Source organism: Caldicellulosiruptor bescii DSM 6725 (assembly GCF_000022325.1).
Taxonomy (GTDB): Bacteria; Bacillota; Thermoanaerobacteria; order Caldicellulosiruptorales; family Caldicellulosiruptoraceae; genus Caldicellulosiruptor; species Caldicellulosiruptor bescii.
Genome location: NC_012034.1, coordinates 1,649,220 through 1,674,426 on the forward strand (window position 1 = coordinate 1,649,220; position 25,207 = coordinate 1,674,426).

At 33.4% G+C, this 25,207-nt stretch carries 22 protein-coding genes, 1 tRNA gene and 3 pseudogenes; 10 read left to right on the top strand and 16 right to left on the bottom strand.

What is annotated here, in order from left to right:
- Positions 1 to 4: 4 nt before the first annotated feature.
- A complete protein-coding gene (locus ATHE_RS07810) occupies positions 5 to 1,129 on the top strand; it encodes a glycosyltransferase family 4 protein (RefSeq protein ID WP_015908002.1) in 1,125 nt (374 codons plus the stop codon).
- Positions 1,130 to 1,169: 40 nt separating this feature from the next.
- A tRNA-Pro gene (locus ATHE_RS07815) sits at positions 1,170 to 1,248 on the top strand.
- Positions 1,249 to 1,264: 16 nt separating this feature from the next.
- On the opposite strand, the gene ATHE_RS07820 is transcribed toward ATHE_RS07815, so the two are convergent.
- On the bottom strand, positions 1,265 to 2,425 hold the full coding sequence (locus ATHE_RS07820) for a D-alanyl-D-alanine carboxypeptidase family protein (protein WP_015908003.1): 1,161 nt from the start codon (positions 2,423 to 2,425) through the stop codon (positions 1,265 to 1,267).
- Positions 2,426 to 2,581: 156 nt separating this feature from the next.
- Between ATHE_RS07820 and sleB the strand changes: the two genes are divergently transcribed.
- Together sleB and ATHE_RS07830 are read left to right on the top strand one after the other, a co-directional pair.
- Positions 2,582 to 3,259 (top strand): spore cortex-lytic enzyme, encoded by a 678-nt coding sequence (gene sleB, locus ATHE_RS07825; RefSeq protein WP_015908004.1) that lies wholly within the window; start codon positions 2,582 to 2,584, stop codon positions 3,257 to 3,259.
- Between the two features lie 22 nt (positions 3,260 to 3,281).
- On the top strand, positions 3,282 to 3,587 hold the full coding sequence (locus ATHE_RS07830; RefSeq protein WP_015908005.1) for a hypothetical protein: 306 nt from the start codon (positions 3,282 to 3,284) through the stop codon (positions 3,585 to 3,587).
- A gap of 14 nt (positions 3,588 to 3,601) precedes the next feature.
- Here the strand turns inward: ATHE_RS07830 and ATHE_RS07835 are convergent, their stop codons facing one another.
- From ATHE_RS07835 to ATHE_RS07845, 3 genes are all read right to left on the bottom strand, one after another.
- Positions 3,602 to 4,045 carry a Fur family transcriptional regulator gene (locus tag ATHE_RS07835; protein ID WP_013430127.1) on the bottom strand — a complete coding sequence of 148 codons (444 nt, stop codon included), beginning with the start codon at positions 4,043 to 4,045 and terminating at the stop codon, positions 3,602 to 3,604.
- A 265-nt stretch (positions 4,046 to 4,310) separates the two neighbouring features.
- Positions 4,311 to 6,134, bottom strand: a complete 1,824-nt coding sequence (gene feoB / locus ATHE_RS07840) for a ferrous iron transport protein B (RefSeq protein ID WP_015908006.1) — start codon at positions 6,132 to 6,134, stop codon at positions 4,311 to 4,313.
- Positions 6,135 to 6,151: 17 nt separating this feature from the next.
- Positions 6,152 to 6,373, bottom strand: a complete 222-nt coding sequence (locus ATHE_RS07845) for a FeoA family protein (protein ID WP_013403073.1) — start codon at positions 6,371 to 6,373, stop codon at positions 6,152 to 6,154.
- Positions 6,374 to 6,731: 358 nt separating this feature from the next.
- On the opposite strand from ATHE_RS07845, the gene ATHE_RS07850 reads away from it, so the two are divergent.
- The 5 genes from ATHE_RS07850 to ATHE_RS07870 all read left to right on the top strand — a co-directional run bounded on the left by ATHE_RS07850 (position 6,732) and on the right by ATHE_RS07870 (position 10,789).
- The gene (locus ATHE_RS07850) at positions 6,732 to 7,244 is read left to right on the top strand and encodes a flavin reductase family protein (protein ID WP_015908007.1); all 513 of its coding nucleotides are present in this window, start codon (positions 6,732 to 6,734) and stop codon (positions 7,242 to 7,244) included.
- A 3-nt stretch (positions 7,245 to 7,247) separates the two neighbouring features.
- Positions 7,248 to 7,748, top strand: a complete 501-nt coding sequence (locus ATHE_RS07855; protein WP_015908008.1) for a (2Fe-2S)-binding protein — start codon at positions 7,248 to 7,250, stop codon at positions 7,746 to 7,748.
- A 255-nt stretch (positions 7,749 to 8,003) separates the two neighbouring features.
- Positions 8,004 to 8,471 carry a hypothetical protein gene (locus ATHE_RS07860; protein WP_015908009.1) on the top strand — a complete coding sequence of 156 codons (468 nt, stop codon included), beginning with the start codon at positions 8,004 to 8,006 and terminating at the stop codon, positions 8,469 to 8,471.
- A gap of 218 nt (positions 8,472 to 8,689) precedes the next feature.
- Entirely contained in the window at positions 8,690 to 9,265 is a 576-nt protein-coding gene (locus ATHE_RS07865) for a nitroreductase family protein (RefSeq protein WP_015908010.1), read from the top strand.
- A 192-nt stretch (positions 9,266 to 9,457) separates the two neighbouring features.
- Positions 9,458 to 10,789, top strand: a complete 1,332-nt coding sequence (locus ATHE_RS07870) for a glycoside hydrolase family 28 protein (protein WP_015908011.1) — start codon at positions 9,458 to 9,460, stop codon at positions 10,787 to 10,789.
- 105 nt (positions 10,790 to 10,894) lie between these two features.
- Here ATHE_RS07870 and ATHE_RS14285 read toward each other — a convergent pair whose 3' ends face one another.
- Together ATHE_RS14285 and ATHE_RS14290 are read right to left on the bottom strand one after the other, a co-directional pair.
- Positions 10,895 to 11,206, bottom strand: coding sequence for a glycosyl hydrolase (locus ATHE_RS14285; RefSeq protein WP_231503429.1), 312 nt, complete (start codon positions 11,204 to 11,206; stop codon positions 10,895 to 10,897).
- Positions 11,207 to 11,238: 32 nt separating this feature from the next.
- Positions 11,239 to 11,632 (bottom strand): annotated as a pseudogene (locus tag ATHE_RS14290) (transposase); the annotation flags it as partial.
- A gap of 70 nt (positions 11,633 to 11,702) precedes the next feature.
- Between ATHE_RS14290 and ATHE_RS07880 the strand changes: the two are divergent.
- Positions 11,703 to 12,906 (top strand): annotated as a pseudogene (locus ATHE_RS07880) (IS256 family transposase).
- Positions 12,907 to 13,452: 546 nt separating this feature from the next.
- On the opposite strand, the pseudogene ATHE_RS15385 reads toward ATHE_RS07880, so the two are convergent.
- The 10 genes and pseudogenes from ATHE_RS15385 to ATHE_RS15140 form a co-directional block, all read right to left on the bottom strand.
- Positions 13,453 to 13,542: pseudogene (locus tag ATHE_RS15385) on the bottom strand (PIN domain-containing protein); the annotation flags it as partial.
- 333 nt (positions 13,543 to 13,875) lie between these two features.
- Positions 13,876 to 17,043 (bottom strand): hypothetical protein, encoded by a 3,168-nt coding sequence (locus ATHE_RS07890; protein WP_015908013.1) that lies wholly within the window; start codon positions 17,041 to 17,043, stop codon positions 13,876 to 13,878.
- A 40-nt stretch (positions 17,044 to 17,083) separates the two neighbouring features.
- Positions 17,084 to 17,761: an ABC transporter ATP-binding protein gene (locus ATHE_RS07895; protein WP_015908014.1), complete on the bottom strand. Its 678-nt coding sequence runs from the start codon at positions 17,759 to 17,761 to the stop codon at positions 17,084 to 17,086.
- A gap of 28 nt (positions 17,762 to 17,789) precedes the next feature.
- Positions 17,790 to 18,998: an ABC transporter permease gene (locus ATHE_RS07900; protein ID WP_015908015.1), complete on the bottom strand. Its 1,209-nt coding sequence runs from the start codon at positions 18,996 to 18,998 to the stop codon at positions 17,790 to 17,792.
- 19 nt (positions 18,999 to 19,017) lie between these two features.
- On the bottom strand, positions 19,018 to 20,634 hold the full coding sequence (locus tag ATHE_RS07905; protein ID WP_015908016.1) for an efflux RND transporter periplasmic adaptor subunit: 1,617 nt from the start codon (positions 20,632 to 20,634) through the stop codon (positions 19,018 to 19,020).
- A 34-nt stretch (positions 20,635 to 20,668) separates the two neighbouring features.
- On the bottom strand, positions 20,669 to 21,130 hold the full coding sequence (locus ATHE_RS07910) for a hypothetical protein (protein ID WP_015908017.1): 462 nt from the start codon (positions 21,128 to 21,130) through the stop codon (positions 20,669 to 20,671).
- Positions 21,131 to 21,170: 40 nt separating this feature from the next.
- Entirely contained in the window at positions 21,171 to 22,856 is a 1,686-nt protein-coding gene (locus tag ATHE_RS07915) for an ABC transporter ATP-binding protein (RefSeq protein WP_015908018.1), read from the bottom strand.
- A 47-nt stretch (positions 22,857 to 22,903) separates the two neighbouring features.
- Positions 22,904 to 23,614 (bottom strand): CPBP family intramembrane glutamic endopeptidase, encoded by a 711-nt coding sequence (locus ATHE_RS07920; protein WP_015908019.1) that lies wholly within the window; start codon positions 23,612 to 23,614, stop codon positions 22,904 to 22,906.
- Positions 23,615 to 24,904, bottom strand: coding sequence for a radical SAM/SPASM domain-containing protein (locus ATHE_RS07925; protein ID WP_015908020.1), 1,290 nt, complete (start codon positions 24,902 to 24,904; stop codon positions 23,615 to 23,617).
- A gap of 81 nt (positions 24,905 to 24,985) precedes the next feature.
- The gene (locus ATHE_RS15140; protein WP_015908021.1) at positions 24,986 to 25,120 is read right to left on the bottom strand and encodes a hypothetical protein; all 135 of its coding nucleotides are present in this window, start codon (positions 25,118 to 25,120) and stop codon (positions 24,986 to 24,988) included.
- Positions 25,121 to 25,207: the final 87 nt, after the last annotated feature.

Consider the following 25,207-nt stretch of genomic DNA (forward strand, 5'->3'; position numbering starts at 1 on the left):
AATCATGAAAATTGGCATTGATGGTAGAGCTGCTAAATGGTATAGGGGTTCCGGTATTGGCACATACACCTATCAGCTTTTAAATTATATCAAAAAACTCGACAAAGAAAATGAATATTTAATAATCTGGCCTGATAGCTGCGAAACAGAATTTGTACTTGCACAGAATATAAACATCAACCTTCTTCCTCAGCAGTTAGATAAGTTCTGGGAAGAAATTATGATAAAAGAGATTATACTTCAAAATGATATTGATATATATCATGTCCCTCAAAATGGTATTGGGCTTCCTCTGTCTAAAAAGTGCAGTTACATTATTACTCTGCATGACATAATTCCTTTCAGGCTTCCTGAAACAGTTGGACCGGGCTATTTGAGAATATTTAGAGATGTCGTCCCAAAAATTATAAAAATAACCGACTGCATCATCACTGTATCTGAGTTTTCCAAAAAAGATATTTGCGAATACTTCGACATCCATCCATCAAAAGTATTTGTAACATATTTAGCAGCAGAAGACATATATAAGCCCTTACCAGAAGATGAAGTCAAAACCTTTCTTTTGCAAAAATTTAACATTGACTTCCCATACATCCTTTATGTAGGTGGTTTTTCGCCGAGGAAAAATCTTAAAAGATTGGTCAAAGCTTATTCCTTAATAAGAGAAAAAATCAAGCACATCCATCTTGTTATACCGGGGAAGTTCAGCAGAAGTTATGAGGAAATAAAAAATCTGGTTGAAAATCTTAAGCTCACTTCCCACGTACATTTTCTTTCTTATGTGGATGTAGAATTTATGCCATATATATACAACGGTGCTTTGCTTTTTGTATATCCATCGCTGTACGAAGGGTTTGGTCTTCCACCACTTGAGGCAATGGCTTGCAAAGTCCCGACTATAGTAAGCAACACAACTTGCCTGCCTGAAGTTTTAAAGGATGCTGCCCTGTATGTTGACCCTTATTCCGAAGAAGACATTGCTCAAAAAATACTGCTTGTATTAGAAAATGTAGAGCTGCGAAATCAGCTTGCTCAAAAGGGTTATTTTCTTTCAAAAAGTTATAGCTGGGAAAAAACAGTTATGAATACTTTGAAAATTTACCAGCAAATTTTTTCCTTGAAATATTAAAAAAATTAGAATATAATTGATGATGTAAATAACAAAAGGTCGGGGCGTAGCTCAGTTTGGTTAGAGCGCTAGCTTGGGGTGCTAGAGGTTCGCTGGTTCAAGTCCAGTCGCCCCGACCATTTTATTTTTTCAAGCTCAGCTTTCAAGCCTAAAAAGCATGCGGAAAATATCAAAAAGATTTCTCTTTTGGACATCCTTCTTTGCAATTAAGTCATACACGCCCAGCAATTTCCCTTCTTGCCATAGTTCTAATTTTCCAATCTTCTGTCCAGTTTTAACAGGTGCTGATATTTGCTGAGGCAAGGTTACTTTTGATTCAACTGTACTTTCATCACCTTTTTTAACAATAAGCTTGACATCTGTGCTCAAAATTGCTTCTACTTCTTTCTCAATTCCATTTTTCACTTTTACCTTCCCAAAACAATATCCTTTAGAATAAGGACTGTACATTGAAAAATTTGCAAAACCCCAATCCAAAACCTTTGTGGCATCATTAAACCTTGTTTTGCTGTCTGGTGCTCCCATTATAACCGCAATTAAATGAAGACCATTTCTCAAAGCTGATGCTGAGACACAAAACTTTGCTTTGTCGGTAGAACCTGTTTTGACACCTGTACATCCTCTATAAAACCTCACAAGCTTGTTTGTATTTGTAAGACCAAATTTGCCTTCTCTTATGGTATCTACCCATGTAGTAAGGTATTTTCTGATGATCTTGTGTTTTAAAAGTTCTCTTGACATTATTGCAACATCATATGCGCTGGTGTAATGATTCTCAGCATCAAGTCCATATGGATTTACAAAGTTTGTGTCAAACATTCCAAGTTCTTTTGCTTTTTTGTTCATCATATAAACAAATTCTTGGACACTTCCTGCAATGTGCTCAGCAAGTGCAACACACGCATCATTTGCTGAGGCAATTGCAATTGATTTTAAAAGCTCTTCAACTGTCATCTCTTCATTTTCCTTAAGATAAACTTGAGACCCTCCAAGGCTTGATGCGTTTTGACTTGCAACAACTTTGTCAGAAAGTTTTATCTTACCTTTTTCTATTGCTTCACATATCAAAATCATAGTCATTATCTTGGTGATCGACGCTGGAGGAAGTTTTTCATGTGAGTTCTTTTCGTAAAGAATCTTTCCTGTGTCAAAGTCAACAAGTATTGCTGATTTTGCTGAAATTTCTAAGGACGGTGTTTGGGTTTGAAGGGACTCGCCAAATACTTTCTTACAACCAATATGTGAATTTCCAAAGAGTAGGAAAATCAAAATTGAAATTGTTATTGCCTTTCTCACCTTGCCATCACCCCAATTCTTTAATTCTCCTACTTTTAAATTATCTGCACATTCAGCTTAGGTTATTCATTATACATATTCTCAAAAATTTAGATGCATAATACTATTTGTAAAATCTTATTGCAGAGTGAATTAAACTGCATGGGGTGATGATAAATGAGGTGTATAAAAGCATTAATACTACTAATACTTTTGAGTTTGAGCGTATATACTATAGCAAACTATCAACACCTTAAATTCAAATATGCTCTTTCTCCAATTATTCTTTCATACTATGGCTCTACAGGGCCAGAGGTTATTGAAATACAAAAAAGACTTAAGCAGTGGGGATATTACGATGGGCCAATTGACGGTATTTATGGATATAAAACATATATGGCAGTAAGATACTTTCAGGCAAAAAACGGCCTTAAAGTAGATGGAATTGCAGGAAGCGAAACTCTCAGGGCACTTGGAATTGTCACAACAACACGTTCATCGTACAGTTCAGACCTCAACCTTCTTGCTCATCTTATCAGCGCAGAAGCGCGGGGAGAACCTTATGTCGGACAAGTTGCAGTAGGAGCAGTGGTGCTAAATAGAGTAAGACATCCAAGCTTTCCAAATTCAATAGCAGGTGTGATCTACCAACCAGGTGCTTTTGAGTCTGTAGCAAACGGCCAGATAAACCTTTCGCCGACAGTATCAGCAATAAACGCTGCAAGGGATGCACTAAATGGCTGGGACCCAACAGGTGGCGCAATTTACTTTTTCAACCCTGCAAAAACTACAAATAAATGGATTTGGAGCAGACCAATTGTAGCTGTCATAGGCAATCATGTATTCGCAAGGTAAAGGAAGGTGAATCAATTACAAGATGCAATTGCCTTTTAAATTTTACCCACAACAGCCCATTGCAGGTGATAAATTGATAGTAGCTTACAATAATGGTATTTTACTGGACGGTCTTGAGAAAGATATTTATCTTAAATTTGGGTTTGGAAATGAATTTGTTGAAGGGAAAACTTACGAAATTAAAATGGTAAAAAAAAATGGCGAATATATAGCAGTATTACCTCTGCTTAAAAGTGGTTTTTTGTTTATTGCATTTAAAGACAAGTTTGAAAATTTCGATGATAATAATGGTAATTTTTATAAGATAAGTATAAAAACAAAGGAATGAGAAGAAGTATCTTCTCATTCCTTTTTGCAGTCTTTACATATACCATAGAACTTAACTATGTGATTAACAACTTTAAATCCTCTTTCTTTTTCTATTTGTTCTTCTAAACTTTCAAGCAAATCATCTTCTGCTTCTTCCACTTTCCCACATTTTATACATATCAAGTGATGATGATTGTGAGAATCTTCGTTATTTGAAAGTTCAAAACGTGAACACCCATCGTCAAGGTCAATCTTGTTAAGAACTTTTAAATCATTCAAAAGCATTATTGTCCTGTATACTGTTGCAAGTCCAATCTCTGGCATCTTCTCTTTTACTATCTTGTAAATCTCTTCAATACTCAAATGTTTGTCTTGATTGTCAAGAATTGAATCTAATATTATTCTTCTTTGGGTTGTGAGTTTATAACCTTTTTGCTTAAGCTGGTCTTTTATCTCTTCTAACTGATCTTTTTTCATTCTAAATATCACTGCTCCGCAACATCAATTTATAATTTGTAATTTATTTATGATATACATTTTATTCTCTCAAAAGCTTAGATGTCAAGACTTCATTGAACAGTTCTTTTTGCAGCTTCTGCAATTTCCTGAACACTTAAACGCTTCAAACAAATATGCGTTACACCGCGGACATTTTCTATTTGAAATAGCCACCTCATAACCGCACACAGGACATTTTAATTTCATCACAAAAACACTCTCCCTTTTGTTTTGGACTGAATCTTTAAAGTACTATATGTGCAAGAATCCCTCCCACTAAAATCGCAATCACAGCAGATGAAATCCATACAAAAACTGAATATTTAAGCCCGTTTTCTTTTGTCATCATAGCAAAAGAAGTAATACAAGGGACAAACAATGTTGTTGTTACAAGCGCAACAAACATCTGACCTTTTGTAGTTGGAATTGTCACAAGTCCTGCAGCTCCATAGTCACGTCTAATTATGCTCAGGATAAACACCTCGGTTATCTCCTTTGGCAGCTTTAATAATCCTGTAACAACCGGCTGTGCAAAATTTTCTATAGCATGAAGAAGGTTTGTTGCATCCAAAAATCCAAGTACAAGCGTTGCTGCAACAAAGATCGGAAAAGCCTCTACCAAAAATCCTTTTGATTTATAATAGGTCTTTTTCAAAACATTAGAAGGCTGAGGAATTCTCAAAGTTGGAAGATCTATAAAAAGCGATGTTGATTCACCCTTTATAATTTTGTTTAATATTCTGCCCACAAGTCCAAAAATAAATCCAATTATCAAAATATAAGCAACAAGATACCAAAAGCCAAGTCTTGAAATAAGCCCACTGATTATCCCAAGCTGAGCAGAGCATGGTATTGTGAGTCCCAGCAAAAACATAGTAATGAGCCTTTCTCTTTTTGACCCTAATATTCTTGTTGTCATTGTTGCCATTGTAACACAGCCAAATCCCAAAATTATAGGAATTATCGCCCTTCCATTTAAACCTATTTTATTGAACACTCTGTCAACAAGCGCTGCAATTCTGGGAAGATAACCGCTGTCTTCTAATATACTCATAAAAAGGTGGAAAGCTATAACAAGGGGAAATAGCAATCCCAAAAAGATGATTGGAAACATAGAAAGTATTCCATAATTGCCAACAATAATCTTTTCTAAAAATGTATTTGAAACAAACTTTTCTATAATACCTTTTACATAGCCAAGATAATATTCTCCCATTACTGTATTCATAGTAAAGTCAACCAGTTTTTGTGCAACAAGCACTCCCATAAAATAATACATAATATACAAAGTGACAAATAAAATAGGAATTCCCGTGACTGGATTTATAAGAATTCGACTTAGTTTGTTTTTAAACTCAAGGTTTTTGGTATCAAACTTGACAGTTTTATTGAATATCTCATCCACATAGGTGCGCCTCAAAGCGTATATCTTTTCTTGAAGTTCAGATACTGATGAACTGAATACATTTTCAGCTTCGGCAAGGCTTTCCCAAGAAAATTTCTTTCCTTCAGATTCTAAAATCTTTTCTAAATTAGGTGTGATTTTGCCCTTTTTAAAAAGATTTTTGTTTATGGCTTCTCTCAACTTGTCAATACCAATTCCTTTGCTTGCAGATGTTACTATCACTTCAACACCAAGGCTTTCTTTTAGTTTGTCTATGGCAATTGTGATATTGTTTTTCTCAACCTCATCAACCATGTTAAGCACAACTATGACTTCTTTTTGATAATCAATAAGCTGCTGTGTTAAGAATAAGTCTCTGTCAAGATGGACACTGTCGACTACATTTATAATCTTCTGCGTATTCAGCACAATATCACGCGTTACAATTTCTTCATCATTGAAAGAAGAAATTCCATAAACGCCTGGTGTGTCGACAATAACATAATCCTTGTAAAATCCATAATTAACATCTACAGTTGTACCAGGATAGTTTGAAACTTCTACATATCTTCCTGTCAGTTTATTGAAAATAACCGACTTCCCAACATTAGGATTTCCAACAAGTGCTATTACCTCTTTGTCATCTGGAATATTTAGCATCTCTTGAACACAGTGACAGTTCAAATGTATCAAGCCCCTTTCTACTTTTGAGTCTCAACTTCAATTTGCTTAGCAAGACCGTTTCCTATTGCAATCTCTTGGTGATTTTTCCTGAGAATAATAGGACCATTATTTATTTTAGCTACACATTTTACTTTGCTTCCTTCATTTATACCAAATCTCAAAGCATACACACGTGCGGTTTTGCTTTTTATGCTCTTTATTATAACTTCCTGGTCTTTTGAAATCATATCCAGCGTCAAAGCTGATCACCTCTCATGATATTCAACATAATACTCTTTGTTTTTTGAAAACAATTTGTAATTGATATTTTGTGTTAATTGAAAATCATTTTCAATTATATAATAACAGATTTTTCTTTCTGGGTCAAGAAGAATATTTGAAACTGCATCTCTTTCATTAATCACTATTGTACTTTTATTCTTTTATCATTACAAAATATTTAATACATTTAATGAAGAAGATAGTTACAATTCATATATTTACCGAATTTTGAGGGCGATATGCTTTGAAAACTAAAATTCATTGTAGTATATTTAAGTTTTAGAGGACAATCCAAAACTCCTAAGAATTTCGAAATTTCTATTGAGGTGATTTTTTATGTTACACAAAATGACAAAAATTGAAGACCTCAACTTAAATCCCATTACTCTAATTGGAAAAGAGTGGATGCTCATTACAGCAGGGAACATCAAATCATTTAACACAATGACTGCAAGCTGGGGAAGCCTCGGCTATATTTGGGAAAGGCCTGTTGCCTTTTGTGTAATAAGACCCCAGAGGTTTACAAGAAAGTTTGTTGAAGAAAATGAATTCTTTACACTTTCGTTTTTTGATAAGGAGTATAGGTCAGCTCTTGAAATTTGTGGGAAATATTCTGGCAAAGATGTTAATAAGGTTGAGATGGCAAAGCTCACCCCTAAAGAAGATGAAGAGTTCAAAACAGTGTTTTTTGACGAGGCTAACCTTGTTTTGGTTTGCAAAAAGATTTATTTTCAAGACATAATCCCTGAGAATTTCCTTGATAAAAGCATTGACAACTATTACCCTGCAAAAGATTATCATAGAATGTTTATTGGAGAGATTGTAAAAGTTCTAAAGAAGGAGAGATAGAAAGTGAATTGCTGTACAAATTTAAGTTGCTCATGCTGCGAAAGCACCTCTATTGAACATTTTTCTCAAGTTTGTCCTATTTGTAAGCACCAGGGAATGCTTGTCAAGAACTTTACTGTAAAGCATATAGTTTTAGATGAGTATTTGTCCCAAGTAGGAAACGAAGATTATTTTTTGTGCACAAACCCAGAGTGTGATGTAGGATATTATAAAGGCGAAAATGTTTTTTACAAATATCAGTTAAAGGTACCAATCTGGCTTAAAAAAGATGCAAATCCCAAGTATGTATGCTATTGTGGCAAGGTTACAGAAGAAGATATTATGGATGCTGTTTTGAAAAAAGGTGCAAAAACTTTCAGTGAAGTATGTAAAATCACTGGTGCAATGAAAGATTGCAAATGTGAGATAAACAATCCAACTGGAAAGTGCTGTGCTGCTGTTGTCAAAGAAGCATTTGAAATGGCTACAAGGATTAAAGAAGAAAACAGGGACTGCCTGAACTGATGCTATCGGCAGTCCTTTATTTCTGTTTTGAAAAAAGTAATTTCTTGCCGCTTGTATATACCCTTTTGTCATCTATTCTGAGTTTTAGTCCCCTCCTCTTTTTGAAGCCTGATAGCCCACAAATTGTATCTTTTACATTTTTCCTCCAGTATGGGGCAAATAGGCAGTGATCAAAAAGGTTGTAATAAAAATTTTAAGTAGTATAATATTCCTTGTAATCGATTTACTCAAATTCTGAAAGGAAGGTTATTGCAAATGGCATACAAAAACTTTAAACTGGTAATATACTGCTCTGCTGGATTTTTAAAAAATGTAGAATTAGAGACGCTTGAAAAAGATTTGGAGTTCTTCCAAAGATATTTAGACATCTCAAAAGTATACCTTGAGACACACAGAGGCGCAGATACCGTCCCAAGAGAGAAGATGCTCAGAATAAAGGAGTTTTTTGAAAGACAAAACATCAAAACATCCGGTGGAATCACTGCAACTGTGGTATTTGGAAATGAAGAACTTGATTATTATAGAATCTTTAATACTTTCTGTTACACAAACCAAAAGCATTTAGAAAAGCTAAAAGAAATTGTTCAATATACAGCTTCTTTGTTTGATGAGATCATTTTAGATGATTTTTTCTTCACCGCCTGCACATGCCCATCTTGTATTAGAGCAAAAGGAAATCTTAGCTGGAGCGAATTTAGATTAAATTTAACGGCACTTTCATAATAGAGTCCTTTTTGCCTTATAGAACTAAGGTAAACTTACACATTAAGAACAAAAACAAAAAAGTTATTGATTCTCTAAGAGGTTTTGAACTTAAAGTCTCTATGATATCAGAAAATGAAAATATCTATGAAATCAACTTAGAACCAACAAGTTTTAGAGTCTTGAAATTAGAAAACTAAATTTTTTTGGAACTCTTTTGAAGGGAGAGTGCTTGCAAAATGAGCAGTGTTTTTGAAAATGAAGTAATAAATGCAATTAAAGAGCGTCGAAGTGTAAGAAGCTTTTTATCTACCCAAGTTGAAGAGGAAAAGATAAAACTTTTACTTGAAGCTGCAATCTTTGCTCCATCTGCCGTAAATGGTCAGCCATGGTTTTTTACAGTGGTTCAAAATCTTGATATTTTAAACAAAATGAATCAAGAAATAAGAAATATTATGCTTCAGTCTTCTGATGAAAACTTAAAGAAATTCGCATCAAAAGAAGATTTTAACGTTTTCCACAATGCCCCAATGGCTATAATTGTTTCAGGAAAAGAAAATAGTCAATCTGCCCAGATTGACTGTGCAGCTGCAACCCAAAACATCCTTCTTGCTGCAAAATCTCTCGGTTTGGCAACGTGCTGGATAGGATTTGTCGGGATACTTTTTTCAAGTCCAAAAGCACAAGATTATATAAAACTTCTCAAAATCCCTGATGGATACAAACCTTTGTGGGCTATTGCTTTAGGATACACTGAAAATTATCCTCAAACAGTACCTGAAAGAAACTGGAATGTAGTTGAGTGGATAAAGTAACTTTTTTTCTCAAATGCCATAGGGATTGTAAGGAGGGCTTTATGCCCTTCTTTTTCGTTTGTTACAATACATTTAATCACTGTTATTTATAACCATCAAAATCTAACATTTTCTCAAAATTATTGAGAGGATTTTAGTGATTTTTTAGGTTATTTTAAATGTATAAAACTTAAAGTAATAGGAGGTAAACTCGTGAGAATAATTGTAACTGACTTTGGAGCAAAAGGAGATGGAGTGAGTTTTTGTACAGAGGTAATACAAAAGGCTATTGACACCTGTTTTGAAAATGGTGGTGGAGTTGTAGTTATACCTGCTGGAATTTATTTGAGTCGCCCTATAAGGTTAAAATCTAATGTAACCCTATATTTGGAAGAAGGTGCTGTAATCAAAGCAACCAACAATATTGAAGATTACTACCAAATTGGTTATTACCACAACGAATGGGGAGAGGTTACTTCATTTTTATATGCGATGAACGAAAAGAACATAGCAGTTGATGGAAAAGGTACAATTGACCTTTCCGGAAGCAGTTTTATGGATTTTTCAAGAGCATTTAATCAGTTCGAAGAGCTATCTCAACTTGACAAAGACCAGTTTGAAGAGACAGAATGTAAGCCCATTTACCGACCAAATCAACCCATATTCTTCTATAACTGTGAAAATATTAGTCTGAGCGGTATCTCAATTATTGACTCACCTTGCTGGACAGTTTGCATCCACTCATCAAAATACATCAAGGTGCACAACATAAGGATTATGAACAATCTCAGAGTTCCAAACAGCGACGGTATACATCTTTGCTCATGCGAAAATGTAATAATATCAGATAGCTTCTTTACTTGCGGTGATGACTGTGTTGCTATATCTGGCATTACAAACTGGGACAAACCATGTGAAAATATAATTGTGTCAAACTGTATTATGCAAACACGCTCAGCAGCGTTGCGGATGGGACACCTCGATAGCAAAGTAAAGAATGTGGTTGCTTCTAATCTTATCATCCTTAATTCAAACAGAGGAATTGCAATATTCGCAAACGGGAAAAGCGGGTATGTCAAATCAGTTACAATCTCAAATGTCATTATGACAACAAAAATATTTGCTGGTACATGGTGGGGAAAAGGTGAACCAATTGTAATTGCCTCTCCTGAAGAAGGTAATTTTATTGAAGATATCTCTATTTCCAATATAAAAGCTTATTCGGAAAATGGGATTTTAATCTATGGCAAAGATAATAATATCCGCAATATTTCACTTAAAAGTATTGATATATACCTTAGATTTGGCAAAAACAGACCACTTTTTGGCAAAAGAATTGACATTCTCCCAAGCAAATGTCCACCTTTCCCTGATTACATGAATAAAATTCCATGGATTTTTGCAAAAGATGTTTTGAATCTTAAACTTCAAGATATAAACTATGGATACAATTTACAAAACTTAAAAACTGATTTTGACATAGAAGGAATTTTTCAAAATGTAAATAACTCTTTCTTTTCTGGTATTAGAAAAGTAGCTACTTAAAGTCAAAAGTTTAAAATCCCAGTTATAACAAAATTTCAAGGCTGTCCGTTCACTCCAGAACATATGAAATGACCTCTTTCAAATGGCAGCCTTGAACTTTTTTTTTCATCTTCTAAATAAGTCGAATTTATCAAGTGTTATTACATAAGGGTGGTTATAAACCTTTCTCAGGTGTTCAAACGAATTTATATTGCCATCAGTCGTAAATCGACCCCACCAAGGCATAAACCAAAGCCAATAAGTTTTTGTATTTTGCAAAACATCTGGGTCAGGGATTGGTCCATTTTCTGTCAAAGCTATAGGTTTTTTAGCTTCTGTCAGCTCATAGACATAATCATACCAAAATGAAAGAGGACCATAGTTTTGGGTCGGGGCATAAAAGTCAACCCCTACAACATCATAGTAGTCTTTTTCTATTCTCCAATCAGGATGTGGTGCATTCCAAACTTAAAACCTTCTGTTGCACTATTTGTATACGGAACATCAAAAGAATTTACTATCTCTGAAAACCAGTTCGTTCCTAAAAACCTTTATACATCTGCAAAATTCAGAAAGGCCACTTCTCTCTGCTGCCTCTATCCACTTTTTTAATTCAACTCTCGCTTCTGCTGAATTACTGCTTTCCAAAACTTTCCTGAATTCTTCCTTGAGTCTATGCGCTTTCCTCAAATCCCGACTATACCAAAACATTACTTCTAACTCTTCTCTCTGCTCTGCTGTAAGTTCTTCATAAGACTTTAACAACAATTTCCTGCTCCTCTTGAAATATTTTCTCAAATTATCTTCTAATTCTTTCTGCAATCTTTTCCTTACTCCTTCTGTCGCCCAATAAACATACCTTGTGGAAGTTAAAATAAAATTGTGTCCACTGTATAATTAGTATTGAAATAATCACCAAAGGGGGTTCACGATTATGGAGAAAAATGAAATTTTTGAGACCGCTAAAAATATGGCTATCGAACAAGTGCTAAATATGTATTGCTTCCTGTGATGATCCTACTCGCCCAGCTCTAAAACAGCTAAAAGTAAAACTTGCTCGATTGCTTTATGTTATCGGAAAGAAAAGTAGCCCTTGCTAAAAATGACAATGACAAAGGCAATGGTTTTTATTGAAGTAAAACTTTCAACACCTGCTATGTAGTTTGAAATTTCTGTCCCTCGCACACGCCCTTAGAATTTCCGACCTTCTATCCTCTTCTTTCCGCTACAAAAGAGTTGATAGCTTATCTACTTCCCTTCTTATGTCGCAAGTACATCAATGGTTATTCTTGAGCGTTCCCTTGTCCAGACTTTGAAAGCTTTGAATCTTCCATATTCCGAAAATGAAATACTAAAAATCAAAGAAGACCTTAAAAATGAGCTTCAATTATTCAAACAAAGAGAATTGCTAACATCTGCTTTTGCTCTCATCATCGACGGTTATTCAGAAGTGAAGTTAAGGACAATTCTAAAGTTAAACAAGCTACTTGCAATGCCAGCCTCCGTATTGACTTAGAAGGTAAAAAAGATATCTTTGGTATTCTGCCCTTTCTTCGGCAAAGAAAATAAGGCTGATTGGATGAAAGTTTTTGACGATTTAATTACAAGAGGTCTTAAAGAAGTTTTAATTGTCATAAGTGATGACTTTCCTGGTATTATAGATGTTGCCAAACTTGCTTATCCTCTTGCTGACCTTGAGCTTGCTTTTGTCCACCTCCAATGAAATAGCAGAAAACATATGACAAAGGATAAAGCTTTCAGCTTTTAACAAGAGTTTAGACAGAGTTAGAATTTCTTCCTTCGATTTTGACGAAGCTGTACTGAAATTTAAAGAACTTTGCGATGGATACCTTTCAAAATATCCTCAATTTTATTGCTGCAATATCAGAAAAAGCAGAGTTTTATTCTGTTCATATGAAATACCCTGAGGAATTAAGGAAGCAGATTCTTTGCTACAGACGCCGCCTTGCGTGTAAACAGCATGATTGAAAAGTAAAGAAGTAAATTCAGGTGGATACTTTTAAGGCTGTCAAAGTCTTAGAAATTAATATTTACTTAACAAGAAGAGAACTTACGCCGTACAAAATGGAAAAATGGAGCTTTTCAGTATTAGAAAATGCATCAATAACATAACATAACTTTACAACTTACGTTATAAATTGGTAACACAAAATTCTTGACAAGTCTCGCTGCACAATCTGTTATATCATGCTGCTTTACACAATAGTATCTTTTCCTCATCTCTTCATCACACTTGATTTTTGATATATTTGCTTCTTTATTTTCTTATTTAGGCTGTTTTGTACTCAAGCTATTTTTTCTGTAAACATCTTCTTGGAATTTCTATGCAAATTTTATCTTATTCATTTTCACTCTGTCAATCCCGTTTTTTTTAGCCCATTTTCAACTAAATTTTGAGCTCAGAATATACTTTTCTTTAAATAGCTTAAATTTTCTTAAATTTTCTTGAGTTTTTAAAATGATAAGTTTGAAAATAGGAAAAATATATCGTTTGTTTAATAAAAGAAATAACCACATAGAGTAAATGTAGTAACAAAAGAAAAAGCCCTCTGTGTTACAATTTTGATTTTAGAGAAAACCTGCAACAAAACGTAAGAGAAGATAAAGAATAGAGAATAGAATAACCAAGGAAATGTAATCTATTTCAAATTTTCACCATGTGCTTAAAGACAAAAAGGATTTACTACCTTTATTTTCCCAAAGTACTGACCAGAATTTAAATCTTCACTCCACACTATTGAACATCCTAAGTTCTTGTAAATCTTTCCCTTTAACCACCCCAACAATTTATTTTTTAGCCAAAAAACTGAAGGGTGAGCATTCAGAAAACTCACCCTCACTCCTGACAGATAAATATTATTACATTTTTCTGGTTTAAAATATTTGTACAAAAGCCCTCTCCTCGCATCAATTTTTATTTCCTTTTCCGTTAATTTTATTAAACTATTTTTCCCCTACTCTCTGCCCCATTTCAATAACTGCCGCTTTTTGTGTTCAGTTCATAATAACTAATAAATTCAACTTTTTAATAAATATTTATCTCCAATCTTTCACCTTAGCTTTAAGTTAATAGAAATCTGCTTTTTTTATGGTTTCACCATACTCACAACCTTGCCATCGTACCCTAAAATGAGGTACACTCTCTGACCAACTTTGAAGGTGTCAGAAAGAAGCACAGATGGGTCAAAATCTTCGCTCACCTCATATGTTCTGTCCACAAGCTTTCCTGTTGTCAGGTCTACTGCACTTACAACAATTGACTTTGGTGTGAACCTTGTTGGCTGGTAGCTTTTGATGTAACATTCAACCCTGTCATCTACAACAAGTATGAACTTATTACCACCCCAGATGTCTGACACAGCATAGACAACATCGTTTTTCTGAATATAGCTGTAATCCACAACATCCCCATCTTTTATAACTTTGCTACTACCACTTATATCCAAATCACCTGCTTTTAAGGTCAGATATGTCTGCTCATTTGCAAGGTATGGTTTGCTGTATACCGGGTCAAATATTACACAGTAGTCATACCCGCTCTTTTGTGTTGATATTCCAAACACAAGCGATGTTGCCCTTTGCATCTTCTGAAGCACCTGTGAGTAGTCAATCTTTGTGCCGCTGTAGTAGTAGATTATGTTTTGTGGCAAGGTCATCTCAACCTGTGTTCCGCCTTTGTCAACTGTTACTTTGCTTCCAAGAGCATACACAACTGTCATGCTATCTGTTGAGTTGAATTTTTTGTAGACAAGAGTTATTTGATTATCTGAATCAACATAAAGCCCATATTTTGCGCCAAGCTCCAAGTTTATATTCTGGTTTGACGGCAGGGTCAAAATGCCTTTGTCTGTTAGAACTTCATTGTCTGCAAGACCTTTTGTTACCTTGCTTGTTCCCATTACAATAACTTCCATGTATGTCCCATACTCATCATAATATGGGTCCTGGATGATTGCATACTCATACGAATTTCCTGCCTGGTTGTAGCCAAAATAGATTTTCTGACCTGTTTTGAGAATACTCTTTAGCTGGTCATAGCTGAGCTTATTTCCATTGTAATAGTACGTAGGTTTTTGAGGAAGAGGCAGCGCATTCTCAGTGCTGCTTTTTTTGAGCTTCACGGATGTAGCGCTCACAACTGCTGTAATCTCTGCTGACTCCACGTTGTTGAGCTTTTTCACAACCTTGGTGATTGTATCATTTTTGATGTACACACCATACTTTGCACCAACAGAAAGCTTTCCTGCAGATCTTCCCACAACATATATGCCCTTGTCTGTTAGAACCTCGTTTGTTGCAAGCTTGCTTGACGAAATGCTATCTGCCATCACTATGACCTCTGTGTATGTGCCATACTCAAAAGAGTATGGGTCCTGAATTACAACATATTCGTATGTCTTGCCGTCCTTTGCAAAACCAAAATAGATTTTCTGACCCACTTTTAGCACATTCTTGAGCTCAAGGTAGTTTGTTTTTGCACCATTGTAATAATAAACCGGCTTTTGAGGTAGAATAATGTTCTCCTGCCCCTGAGTACCTTTTAGCTTGACGTTAGTATCACCTACAACATCTGTTACCTCATATTGCTGAGTATTATTCAACTTCCTTACAACAAGCGTTATCTTATCGTCTTTAACATAAAGTCCGTACTTTGCACCTATTTCAAGTTTTGTCTCGGCAGATGGAAGGTAAAAAATACCTTTGTCAGTCACAACCTGGTTGTTCTCAAGGCTTGAGTTTAAAAGTGCATCCTGCAAAACTATTGCCTCAATATAGTTTCCATACTGTGTACCATATGGGTCTTGTATAACATATGCCATAACCTTGCCTGTGTCAGGGTCTTTTGATACATAGAGTATCTGGTCTTCTTTTAAAATGTTCGGTAAATTTTCATAGCTCTGTTTTGTTCCCTGATAGTAATATAAAGGTTTGCTTGTCAGCTGAATCCTTTGTGTTTTGCCGTTTTGAGCAGCATCAAGTGTGTAATCATCTATATTTGTAATTGTAAACTTTTCTGATACCCACACTTTTTGCAAAGCTGCAGTGATTGTATCATCTTTTATATACACTCCATACTTTGCTCCAATTTCAAGGTTTTCAGGTTTTATTGAAGATGCAACAAAGTATATTCCCTTGTCTGTCTGAACCTGGTTTGCATCCAGTGCTGATGATGTTTTTGGAGTTGCCAAAATCAAAACCTCATCGTAGTTTCCATAAATCTCTTGTGCATATATGTCGGAAATTACAACAAAGTCCATTTTGCTCCTATCTTCAGAATATATAAAGCTTATTTTCTGGTTCGGTTTTAGCACATTTTCTACTGCATCATAGCTCTGCTTTGAGCCGTTGTAATAGTATGTTGCCGAAGATGGCAAAGTTATTGATTTTGTCTTTCCACTTTCCTTGTAATATACAGTCCTGCTGCTTACCTTTGTGCTGACAATCTGGAAAGAATCAGCTTCAGTGCCAAACACTTTCGTGATTTTATTGGTATCAACCTGAAGCATGTACTTTTTCCCAACTTCAAGTTGCGTCTTTGTTGCATTCACAAGCACTCTGCTGTCTGTCAAAACCTCATTTGGAAGAAGCTTTGATGATGTCTTGCCAGTATCAAGCACAACGTATGATTTGTAAAGCCCAACATATTCAGAAAATTTTGTATTTGTATTTTTTACATTTGTTTCAAGCAGCCTATATAGCATAATGGCCAAATCATATTTTGTAACTTTTTTCTTAGCCGACACATTTAAGCCTTTCAACAGTCCAAGTTCAGAAGCCTTTCTGATATAGTTATAAGGCCAGATACCCTCTATATCTGAATCAGTATAATTTAGCATTTTTACCATTGCAGTTACTGCATGAGAAAATGTAATTTCTTCAAATGGTCTAAATTTCCCATCTATTGAAATATTCAAATACTTATTTTTAACGGCCCAATTCACATAACCACAAAGTTCTGTATTAGATTTTACATCAATACAGTATGAAAATGGTTGTTGAACTAAAGTTTTTTCATCAACATTTGAAATTTTTGCAATAGCCCTAACAAACTCCTGACGAGTCACGTAACTGTTTGGCTTGAGATAATCTTTTGATGATACAACACCTATCTTAGACAACTTTTCCACTGCAAGCTTGTACATATCAATCGATAAATATTCTTTTGTTTGTGCACTCACAGTTTTCATTATTAAAAGTTGAGTAATAACACAGATAACCAAAAATAAAAATCTGTGTCTATTTTTATATTTCATTTTCTTATATCACCCCTTGCAAACAATAAATCTAAAAAATTTAAGCAATTTTTCTATCTTCTATTATTTTCCCATCATGAATTCTTACAATCCTTTTTGCCTGAGAGGCAATGTGATTGTCATGTGTAATTAACACCACAGTACATCCTTGGTTATGAAGTTGTTTGAAAATTTGCATAATTTCTTCGCCAGATTTTGAATCTAAGTTTCCCGTCGGTTCATCAGCTAAAATTATTGAAGGATTTGTCACAATTGCTCTTGCAATGGCAACCCTCTGTTGCTGCCCACCAGATAGCTGTCGAGGTCTGTGATTTATCCTGTCAGAAAGCCCTACGCGTTCAAGTGCTTCTTTTGCAATCTTGTGTCTTTTTGATGCCGACATCCCTTTGTATATTAAAGGCAGTTCAACATTCTCAAGAGCAGTTAACTGTGGAATTAAATTGAACTGCTGAAATACAAAGCCTATCTTGCTGTTTCGAATCTCTGCAAGCTGATTGTCTGAAAGGCAACTAACTTCTTTTCCATCTAAGATGTATTTTCCTGATGTTGGTACGTCAAGGCATCCCATTATATTCATCAATGTTGACTTTCCTGAACCAGAAGGTCCAATAATCGCAACAAACTCATGTGCATCAATTTTAAGATTTACTCCATTTAAAGCATAAACATCTATTTCGCCCACTTTGTATATTTTAAAGATATCATTAAGTTCTATCATATATATCATCACCTTTTGTCAAAAGTTACTATTCATATCGTAATGCAATACTTGGTTCAAGGCGTGCTGCCCTTTCGGCTGGAGCCCAGCCAGAAAATACACCAACAAAGCCCGATACACCCAGAGCAAGTAAGATCCAAAATGTTGAAATTGTGGGTTGAACATCGTTCATTAGATTAGGAATAACAGCATATACAACTACTATTCCTAACACTATGCCCATTATACCACCTAAAATAGAAATTATGGAAGATTCAACTAAAAATTGAAAACGAATATCTCTTATTTTAGCTCCAACAGCTTTTCGTATACCTATCTCTTTTGTCCTCTCAGTAACAGATACTAAGATGATATTTGTAATTCCTATTCCACTGACAATAAGAGATACCGTAGCAACTCCTCCAAGTAGCGCACTGAGTAAGTACGAAACTGAAATAACACCTTGCAAAATTTCTCCTCCGTCTATAAAAGAGTAATCATCTTTTTCAAATCCTTTTTGAGTCAAAAATTCTTCTATAATTTTTTGAACCTCCTTATTTTTTTCTGAACTTACACATTTTATAAAAAATTGTTGTGATGATATCTCTGAACTAAATAAACTTTCGCCCACGTTGAAAGGTACTAAAATACTAATATCAGAAGCACTTCCAATAGATATATTTGCCAATCTCTGTTTCTTTTTTACTACGCCTACAACTTCAAATTCATTTCCTTTAATCCATAACTTCTTACCTAAAACCTGCTGCCCCTTCCCAAAAAGTTTATCCTTTTGATCATCAAACACTACTGCAACTTTGTTATTTCTATCTTCGTCTAAATAACTTAAAAACCTTCCCTCAACAAGTTGAAGACTTTCTGTGATATAATAATTAGGTTTTACCAACAGAATTTCGCATCTTTTTTTGTTGTTATCCGAACTCAAGACCTCAAACGAGAGACTTTTCTTAGGTGTAATTGTCAATACTAAATCTTTGTGTTTCCACAAATACTCTGACAATTCATAATAATCGTTTTGATGTTCTGGCAGATAAGAGAGAAAAAGAACCAGACTATCTACACCGCTCTCTTTAACTTGTTTTGCAAAACTACTGCTAACTGTTTGGACAAGCCCAACAGCTGCAATTATAGAACTTGTCCCTATAACCACTCCAAGTACACTTAGAAAGGTTCGAACCCTGTTTTCATAAAGTGATTTTATTGCCATCTTTAAAATTTCATAAACTTTAATAAACTGCATATATATTCCCTCTCTGTTTTTAAGGTGTAGTTTTGTAGGTCTGAGGAAGTACTACTTCCTCACCTTCTTTTAAACCTTCTAAAATTTCTACGTGATGCTCATCACTAATACCAAGTTTAACTTCTCTTTTTTCACAGCCTGCATAGTAACTTTCTTTTGTGCCAAGTTCATCAGAGATTTTATCGTCTTCTTTAATTTTTTTCAAGCTCTCATTATTAAATTTTTTTACATATACAAAGTACTTATCTCCTTCTTTCCTTACAGCTTCAATGGGTACACAAATTGCATTCTTTTTTCTTATAACTTCTATTTCTGCTGTGGCATGTGTCCCTCTCTTGATATTTTCATTGTAAAATCTTATTTTTATGTTAAACCATGAAACATTCTGAGATAACTCTTCATCTAATGGTCTTGGATTAATTGATTCCACAATCCCGTCTATCTCACTTTCAGGTATATAGCTACTATGAGGTGCAAAATTTATCTTCACTCTATCACCTTTTTTTACTTTGTAAACATCATACTCCGATATCTTAGATTCAAATATTAAGTCATTTGTGCTCCATACAGAACAAATACTATCACCCATATTAATTAGCTTACCTTCAGAAATATTGAGATTGCTAATCACTCCATTTATGGGTGACATTACCTTACAATTATTTATCTCTTTTTTCAAGGTCTCTATTGCCTCTTTAGTTTCGTCAATCTGATCTTTTAGTCCATCTATCTGCTCTTTAATATCTTGGTCAAAGAATTCAATTAAAATATCCCCTTTTTTTATCCTGTCATATTGTTTTACAAATATTTTCTTTATCCTTCCTTCAACCTCGGATTTTATAACTATCTCGTCCATTTTTAAAATACCTTCATTAACACTTCTTATTTCTTGATAAGGATTTTTTGATGTTATAACACAAAAGGCCTTTGCTCCAGATGGCAAACTTCTTCCTTCATTGTCAACACAAATTTTAACATCAAATACCGATTGCCCATTGTCGTTTACGTAAAATAAAGAACTCTTTGCATCAACAAATCCTTCTGTCTCTATATCATATTCAGTAAGAACAACTTTTAATCTTTGGCCAACACGAATACTATTAAATAGCCACGAAGGAAACGCTACTGTTAAAAATAAAGATTTATTATTTACAATTTTGAAAAGATTAGCTCCCAAAGAAACACTCTCTCCCTCGGTCACATATATTTCTTGCACCTGTCCATCAAAAGTAGAGCTAAATTTGTATTTTTCTAATTTATCTTGAAACTTTTTAATTTCATTTGAGAGTTTTTCCAATTCCTTTTCTTTCTTTTTGAGTTCAGATACCTTATTAGAAGCATCTATATAAGCTAACAGCTTTCCCTTTTTGACGTAATCTCCTTCACGAACATACACCTTACGAACCATCCCAGAAACTAAACTATAAATTGCTTTTTCCTCTGCTCTGACAATACCTCTTAGTACAATCTTCTCTTTAATTGGCATTCTAATAACTTTTACTGTCTTTTGATTCGAAACTGTACTTTTTTCAGCAAATTTACTAAGATATCTAGTAAATAAATACACACTGCTCAGAATGAGAATTATAATTACAAAATATCCAACTATGAAAAAACTCCTTTTGTTTTTCTTCACTTTTTTATTCACCTACTTCCATAAATAACAAGTTTTATTTGCTCTTTTTATCTCTCCTTATTAACTTTCCTACATTATATCCAATAAATGTCATCAAGGCAATTATCAATGATAATATCATAAGTGTGGATATAATACTACCAACATCACCATTATCCAGTGAAATTTCTATTCCTTTCTTTTTAGCTTCTAAAAGTAACCTTTCTTTGACATCATCTGTTAATATAAGAGGTTTATAAAAGTAGCTAATAATATCCATTATAAGTTCTGTGGTAAGACTGATAAAGATATTAAACGCCAAAATATTGGTAAATTTACCTCTACTGAATATACTATTTAGTAAACTCATAAATGCTAAAATTCCAAATGCGGAAAGTTCAGCAATAAGAATTCCTCCAACCGATATTGATTTTTTATTAAATACACACCACGTTAGAATAATAACTTGATATAGAATTACTAACCCAGCAAAGATGTAGATTATTATTTTTCTCATCACATTCTCTCCTCTCCGTATTCAAATGAGTAAAAATACATTAAAACGTAAAATTCATTTCAAACAGTCTGCCATTGTTTAAAGTAAAAATCTTATCTGCATATTCTAATATCTTTTTTCTATGACTTACAATAATTATAATTCTATTCTCTTTGAGCTCTTTCAATATCTCACATAAAATTCTCTCATTTTCCTCATCAAGCGAAGAAGTTGGTTCATCAAAAAGCAAAATTTTTGCCTCTTTTAATAACTCCCTTGCAAGGAGTATTCTTTGCTTCTCACCTCCAGAAAAATTAATTTTTTCATCATACATAGTGTCATAACCATAAGGAAGCTTAATAATTTTTTTATTTATTTTTAAAATTTCACAAATATTTTCTATATCATTGTCCACTTTATTCAGATTTGATAATTTTATATTCTCTCTTATAGATAAGTTGTAAATCAATTCTGCTTCTTGAGGTATATAACTTACATATCTCCAAAATTCTCTAAAATCAATTTTGGAAATATTCTTCCCGCAAATTGTAATACTTCCTCTCTCAGGTTTATACAAGCCACACAGTAACTTCAGAAAAGTTGATTTGCCGCACCCAGACTCACCGATTATTCCAATTATTGAATTTGGTTCTATTATCAAGTTTATTCCTTGAAGTACATAAGAGTCAGAATTTTCATATTTAAACCACAAATCCTCTATAACAATTTTAAAATCCAATTCTCCAAAATGCAACATTTCAGAAGTATTTTCTATTTTAATATTGTTGGTATTATTTAATAAAAATTCATTTAGCCTTTCAATTAAAGGAAATAATCTTCTAAATTCAATTCCACTATCAAACAGCTCACTACTTGCAGCAATAAGATTCTGAAAATACATACTTAAAGCTACGATCATTCCCACAGTTGAATGCCCATTTATAATTACTATTGAGCCCCCAACATATATAATGATAATAGCCACTATAGCAAACAGAGCAGTATAGGTAGATAACAACATTATTTTAGCAAAAATCTGAACTGATAAATCTCTCAATTTACTGTTTATTTCATTAAATTTGTTAAATATAAAATTCTGGGCATTGTTTAAATTAATCGAAACTATATTTCTAATTACACTTGGTACAAAAGTATTCATTCTATCTATCAAAAGCTGAGACTCTTTTTGCAATATTCCTATTTGATGTCCTTTCTTAAGTATGAAAACAGCAAATAAAAACAAAATCATCGCTAAAACAACGGTCAAAAATGGTGATAACCAAAGCATTATAGAAAAGGAAAATATAATTATAATTATATTTTTCGTAAAATTGTTGATTAAATCTTGAATAAATTCTCCAATCTCTTCTGTCTCATTCAAAATACGTGTTAATATAGTTCCCGGAGGACTTTTTTCGAAAACAGTGATAGGAGAATAAAGAACTTTTTTAAAAAATTCATTTCTTAACTCCTGCACTATTCTTTCCTTAAATCGTATTATCATCAAGGAACTTAAGTATGAGGTCACTGGTTGCAAAAGCCACACCAAAGAAAACATGATTAACTGTTTCATTAATTTTTGTAAAGATATTCTTGTTATCAAATCTTCAACTAATTGTTTTGAAATAATCGGAGCAACATTTATTAATATTGTATAAATTTGTAGAATGAGAAATCCAATTAAACCTATCCTAACATGCGGTTTAACAAAAGGCATTAATGATTTTATTGACTTTAACTTCTCCATTCCCAAAAAATACCCCCGTTTGATATCACTATAGATTAGAGCAACTTTTATAATCCTAGTAATTCTACTCCCACATTATAAGTCCAATGCAAAATAATACATGAATGAATGCTTTTTGTTTTATATGATATAAAAGACAAAATCAAACCAATGGGAAAACGTACTAAAGTATTAATCGTCATATCTCCACCACAGTGGAGAATAAATCCAAATACTAACCCATCAAGGACAATGCTTGTAAAAGGATTAAACACACCTAACAATTCATTCAATATAATACCCCTTGTTAACAATTCTTCGGTTAAACTTACAAAAAAATTGTGTGTAATTACTTCTCTAAATGTATTCATGTCTGTGTTTTTACTCGCTAAGAAAAACACAAAGCTGGCCACTAATAGAGATACAATCAATGTAAAATAGTACCATTTATTATTTTTAATTGTTAAATTCAGTTCATTTATCTTTTTCTTTTTTATCAACACCATAAATAATAAGGGAAATAATCCAAAGCAAATTGTGAATGGTATTGAGTATTGCAATAATAGCTCCTTTAAAGAAGAATATTCTACATAAGACACATAAGATTTGTCCATTATTGCGCAATAAAGCAAAAGCCAAGCCAAATACACTATAGTAGGTACAAAAATTAGTGCGCTTATTTCTAAATATAAATATAAGATTTTTTCCTTTTTATTTTTAAGATTACAAACCATGTTCGTTATTATATTTTTTACAATATTATTTTTAACTTTTTTCATTTACTCCTCTCTTTCCTTTCGATTATATTCTCTTATCAAATTAATGATTGTTTCATAAAAATTATAATAAAGAGGGCAGTATGGGTCTTTCTTTTTCAGAGTAGCGTTTAAATAATAAGCGTTTGCTCTACATGCACCACCACACAAATACTTGAATTTACAGATATTACATCCATCAATCATATCAACGCTTATATTTTTCCAAATTAGTCTTTTTGAACTGCAAAGAATTTCACCCACTGTCATATCTTTTATATTTCCTAATTTAAATTCCTCAACGTGAAGCATGTGACACGGATAAACATCCCCATTAGCTGCTATACTTAGCATTTTCCTTCCAGCTTCACAACTTAATCGAGTTTCAAAGCTAAAGTTTTTTATATTTGTATTATCTATGTTTTCATTCCATTTTATACTTGATAGAATGTCTTCCCACTTTATACTTGACAGAATATCTTCACTAAACATAAAATCCTTACATTCTTCTCTATTTTGATTATTGCAAGTCAAAATACTATAGCTTAAGGGTATACCCATTTCTTCACTTAGTTTTTGATATTTGTCCATTAAATTTACATTCTTTCTATGTAAAGTTGCTATCATGCTTACATTAATACCTGCTTCCTTTAACAAAGCTATGTTGTTCATAACAATTTTATGTATCCCAGTGGGTCTTATAAAAGTTATTCCTTCCTCATACCCATCAATCGAGACAGCAACATCATCTACATATTCTCGGATAGTATGTAACAAATTATGCGGTAAATTTGTCCCATTGGTTATTAATACTATATAATTTATATCCAGTATTTCTTTCAAATATTTAATAAACTCATCCAAATCATTCCTTAATGTTGGCTCGCCTCCCGAAATAATAATTTTATCCAAACCGTATGTCTTTAGTTGTTTTACAGCTTCTAAAAAATATTCCATTGATAAGTCTTGACTTTCATCATTTCTATTTTGATCATATGAATAACAGCCCTTACAGTATAAATTGCATTTGTTAGTATAATGTAAATATATACTTTCTATTTCTATGTCATTCATACAAATTGACTCCTTGATGTCACAAATTATATCACATTCTTTCAAAATACTAAGCCACTCTTTCTTTTTGTCATCTAATTCATCTTCATTATTTAGCTTACCAGCCAAAATGCTCTTAACAAAACTTAATTCTTTTTCATTTAAAGCAATTATAGAACCAGTTCTATAGTTTCCAATAAAAGGTATTTCGTCTATAGCGAACATAATAACATCTTTATTGATTTTGTAAGATTTAATCATATAGATATCCTCCTCTTTCAAAAGTCTTAAATAAGCCCCTCTCACTGTAGAGAGGGGCTTGTCCTTGGAAAGTATCAATTCTTAGATCTTAATAGTAGTAGTAATGGTCTTGTTGCCTCTTTTTTCAGTCTCTGTCCTTGTATATCCTATGTCGAATTTAAAAATCTTAATATTAATACTTGAACAACCCACCTTTGTGTTCTTTTTTGCCAACATCTTTCTTCACCTCCTTTCTACTCGAATCTATATAGTCTTTTGCATAAACGCTCATATGAGCGTTATCAAACTTTTTAAAACTTTCAA

Bases quoted from the DNA above. Each gene is read 5' to 3' on its own strand.
- ATHE_RS07810 (WP_015908002.1), top strand. From the start codon at position 5: ATGAAAATTGGCATTGATGGTAGAGCTGCTAAATGGTATAGGGGTTCC.
- sleB (WP_015908004.1), top strand. From the start codon at position 2,582: ATGAGGTGTATAAAAGCATTAATACTACTAATACTTTTGAGTTTGAGC.
- ATHE_RS07830 (WP_015908005.1), top strand. From the start codon at position 3,282: ATGCAATTGCCTTTTAAATTTTACCCACAACAGCCCATTGCAGGTGAT.
- ATHE_RS07835 (WP_013430127.1), bottom strand. From the start codon at position 4,045: ATGAAAAAAGATCAGTTAGAAGAGATAAAAGACCAGCTTAAGCAAAAA.
- ATHE_RS07850 (WP_015908007.1), top strand. From the start codon at position 6,732: ATGTTACACAAAATGACAAAAATTGAAGACCTCAACTTAAATCCCATT.
- ATHE_RS07860 (WP_015908009.1), top strand. From the start codon at position 8,004: ATGGCATACAAAAACTTTAAACTGGTAATATACTGCTCTGCTGGATTT.
- ATHE_RS07865 (WP_015908010.1), top strand. From the start codon at position 8,690: ATGAGCAGTGTTTTTGAAAATGAAGTAATAAATGCAATTAAAGAGCGT.
- ATHE_RS07890 (WP_015908013.1), bottom strand. From the start codon at position 17,043: ATGAAATATAAAAATAGACACAGATTTTTATTTTTGGTTATCTGTGTT.
- ATHE_RS07895 (WP_015908014.1), bottom strand. From the start codon at position 17,761: ATGATAGAACTTAATGATATCTTTAAAATATACAAAGTGGGCGAAATA.
- ATHE_RS07900 (WP_015908015.1), bottom strand. From the start codon at position 18,998: ATGCAGTTTATTAAAGTTTATGAAATTTTAAAGATGGCAATAAAATCA.
- ATHE_RS07910 (WP_015908017.1), bottom strand. From the start codon at position 21,130: ATGAGAAAAATAATAATCTACATCTTTGCTGGGTTAGTAATTCTATAT.
- ATHE_RS07915 (WP_015908018.1), bottom strand. From the start codon at position 22,856: ATGGAGAAGTTAAAGTCAATAAAATCATTAATGCCTTTTGTTAAACCG.
- ATHE_RS07920 (WP_015908019.1), bottom strand. From the start codon at position 23,614: ATGAAAAAAGTTAAAAATAATATTGTAAAAAATATAATAACGAACATG.
- ATHE_RS07925 (WP_015908020.1), bottom strand. From the start codon at position 24,904: ATGATTAAATCTTACAAAATCAATAAAGATGTTATTATGTTCGCTATA.
- ATHE_RS15140 (WP_015908021.1), bottom strand. From the start codon at position 25,120: ATGTTGGCAAAAAAGAACACAAAGGTGGGTTGTTCAAGTATTAATATT.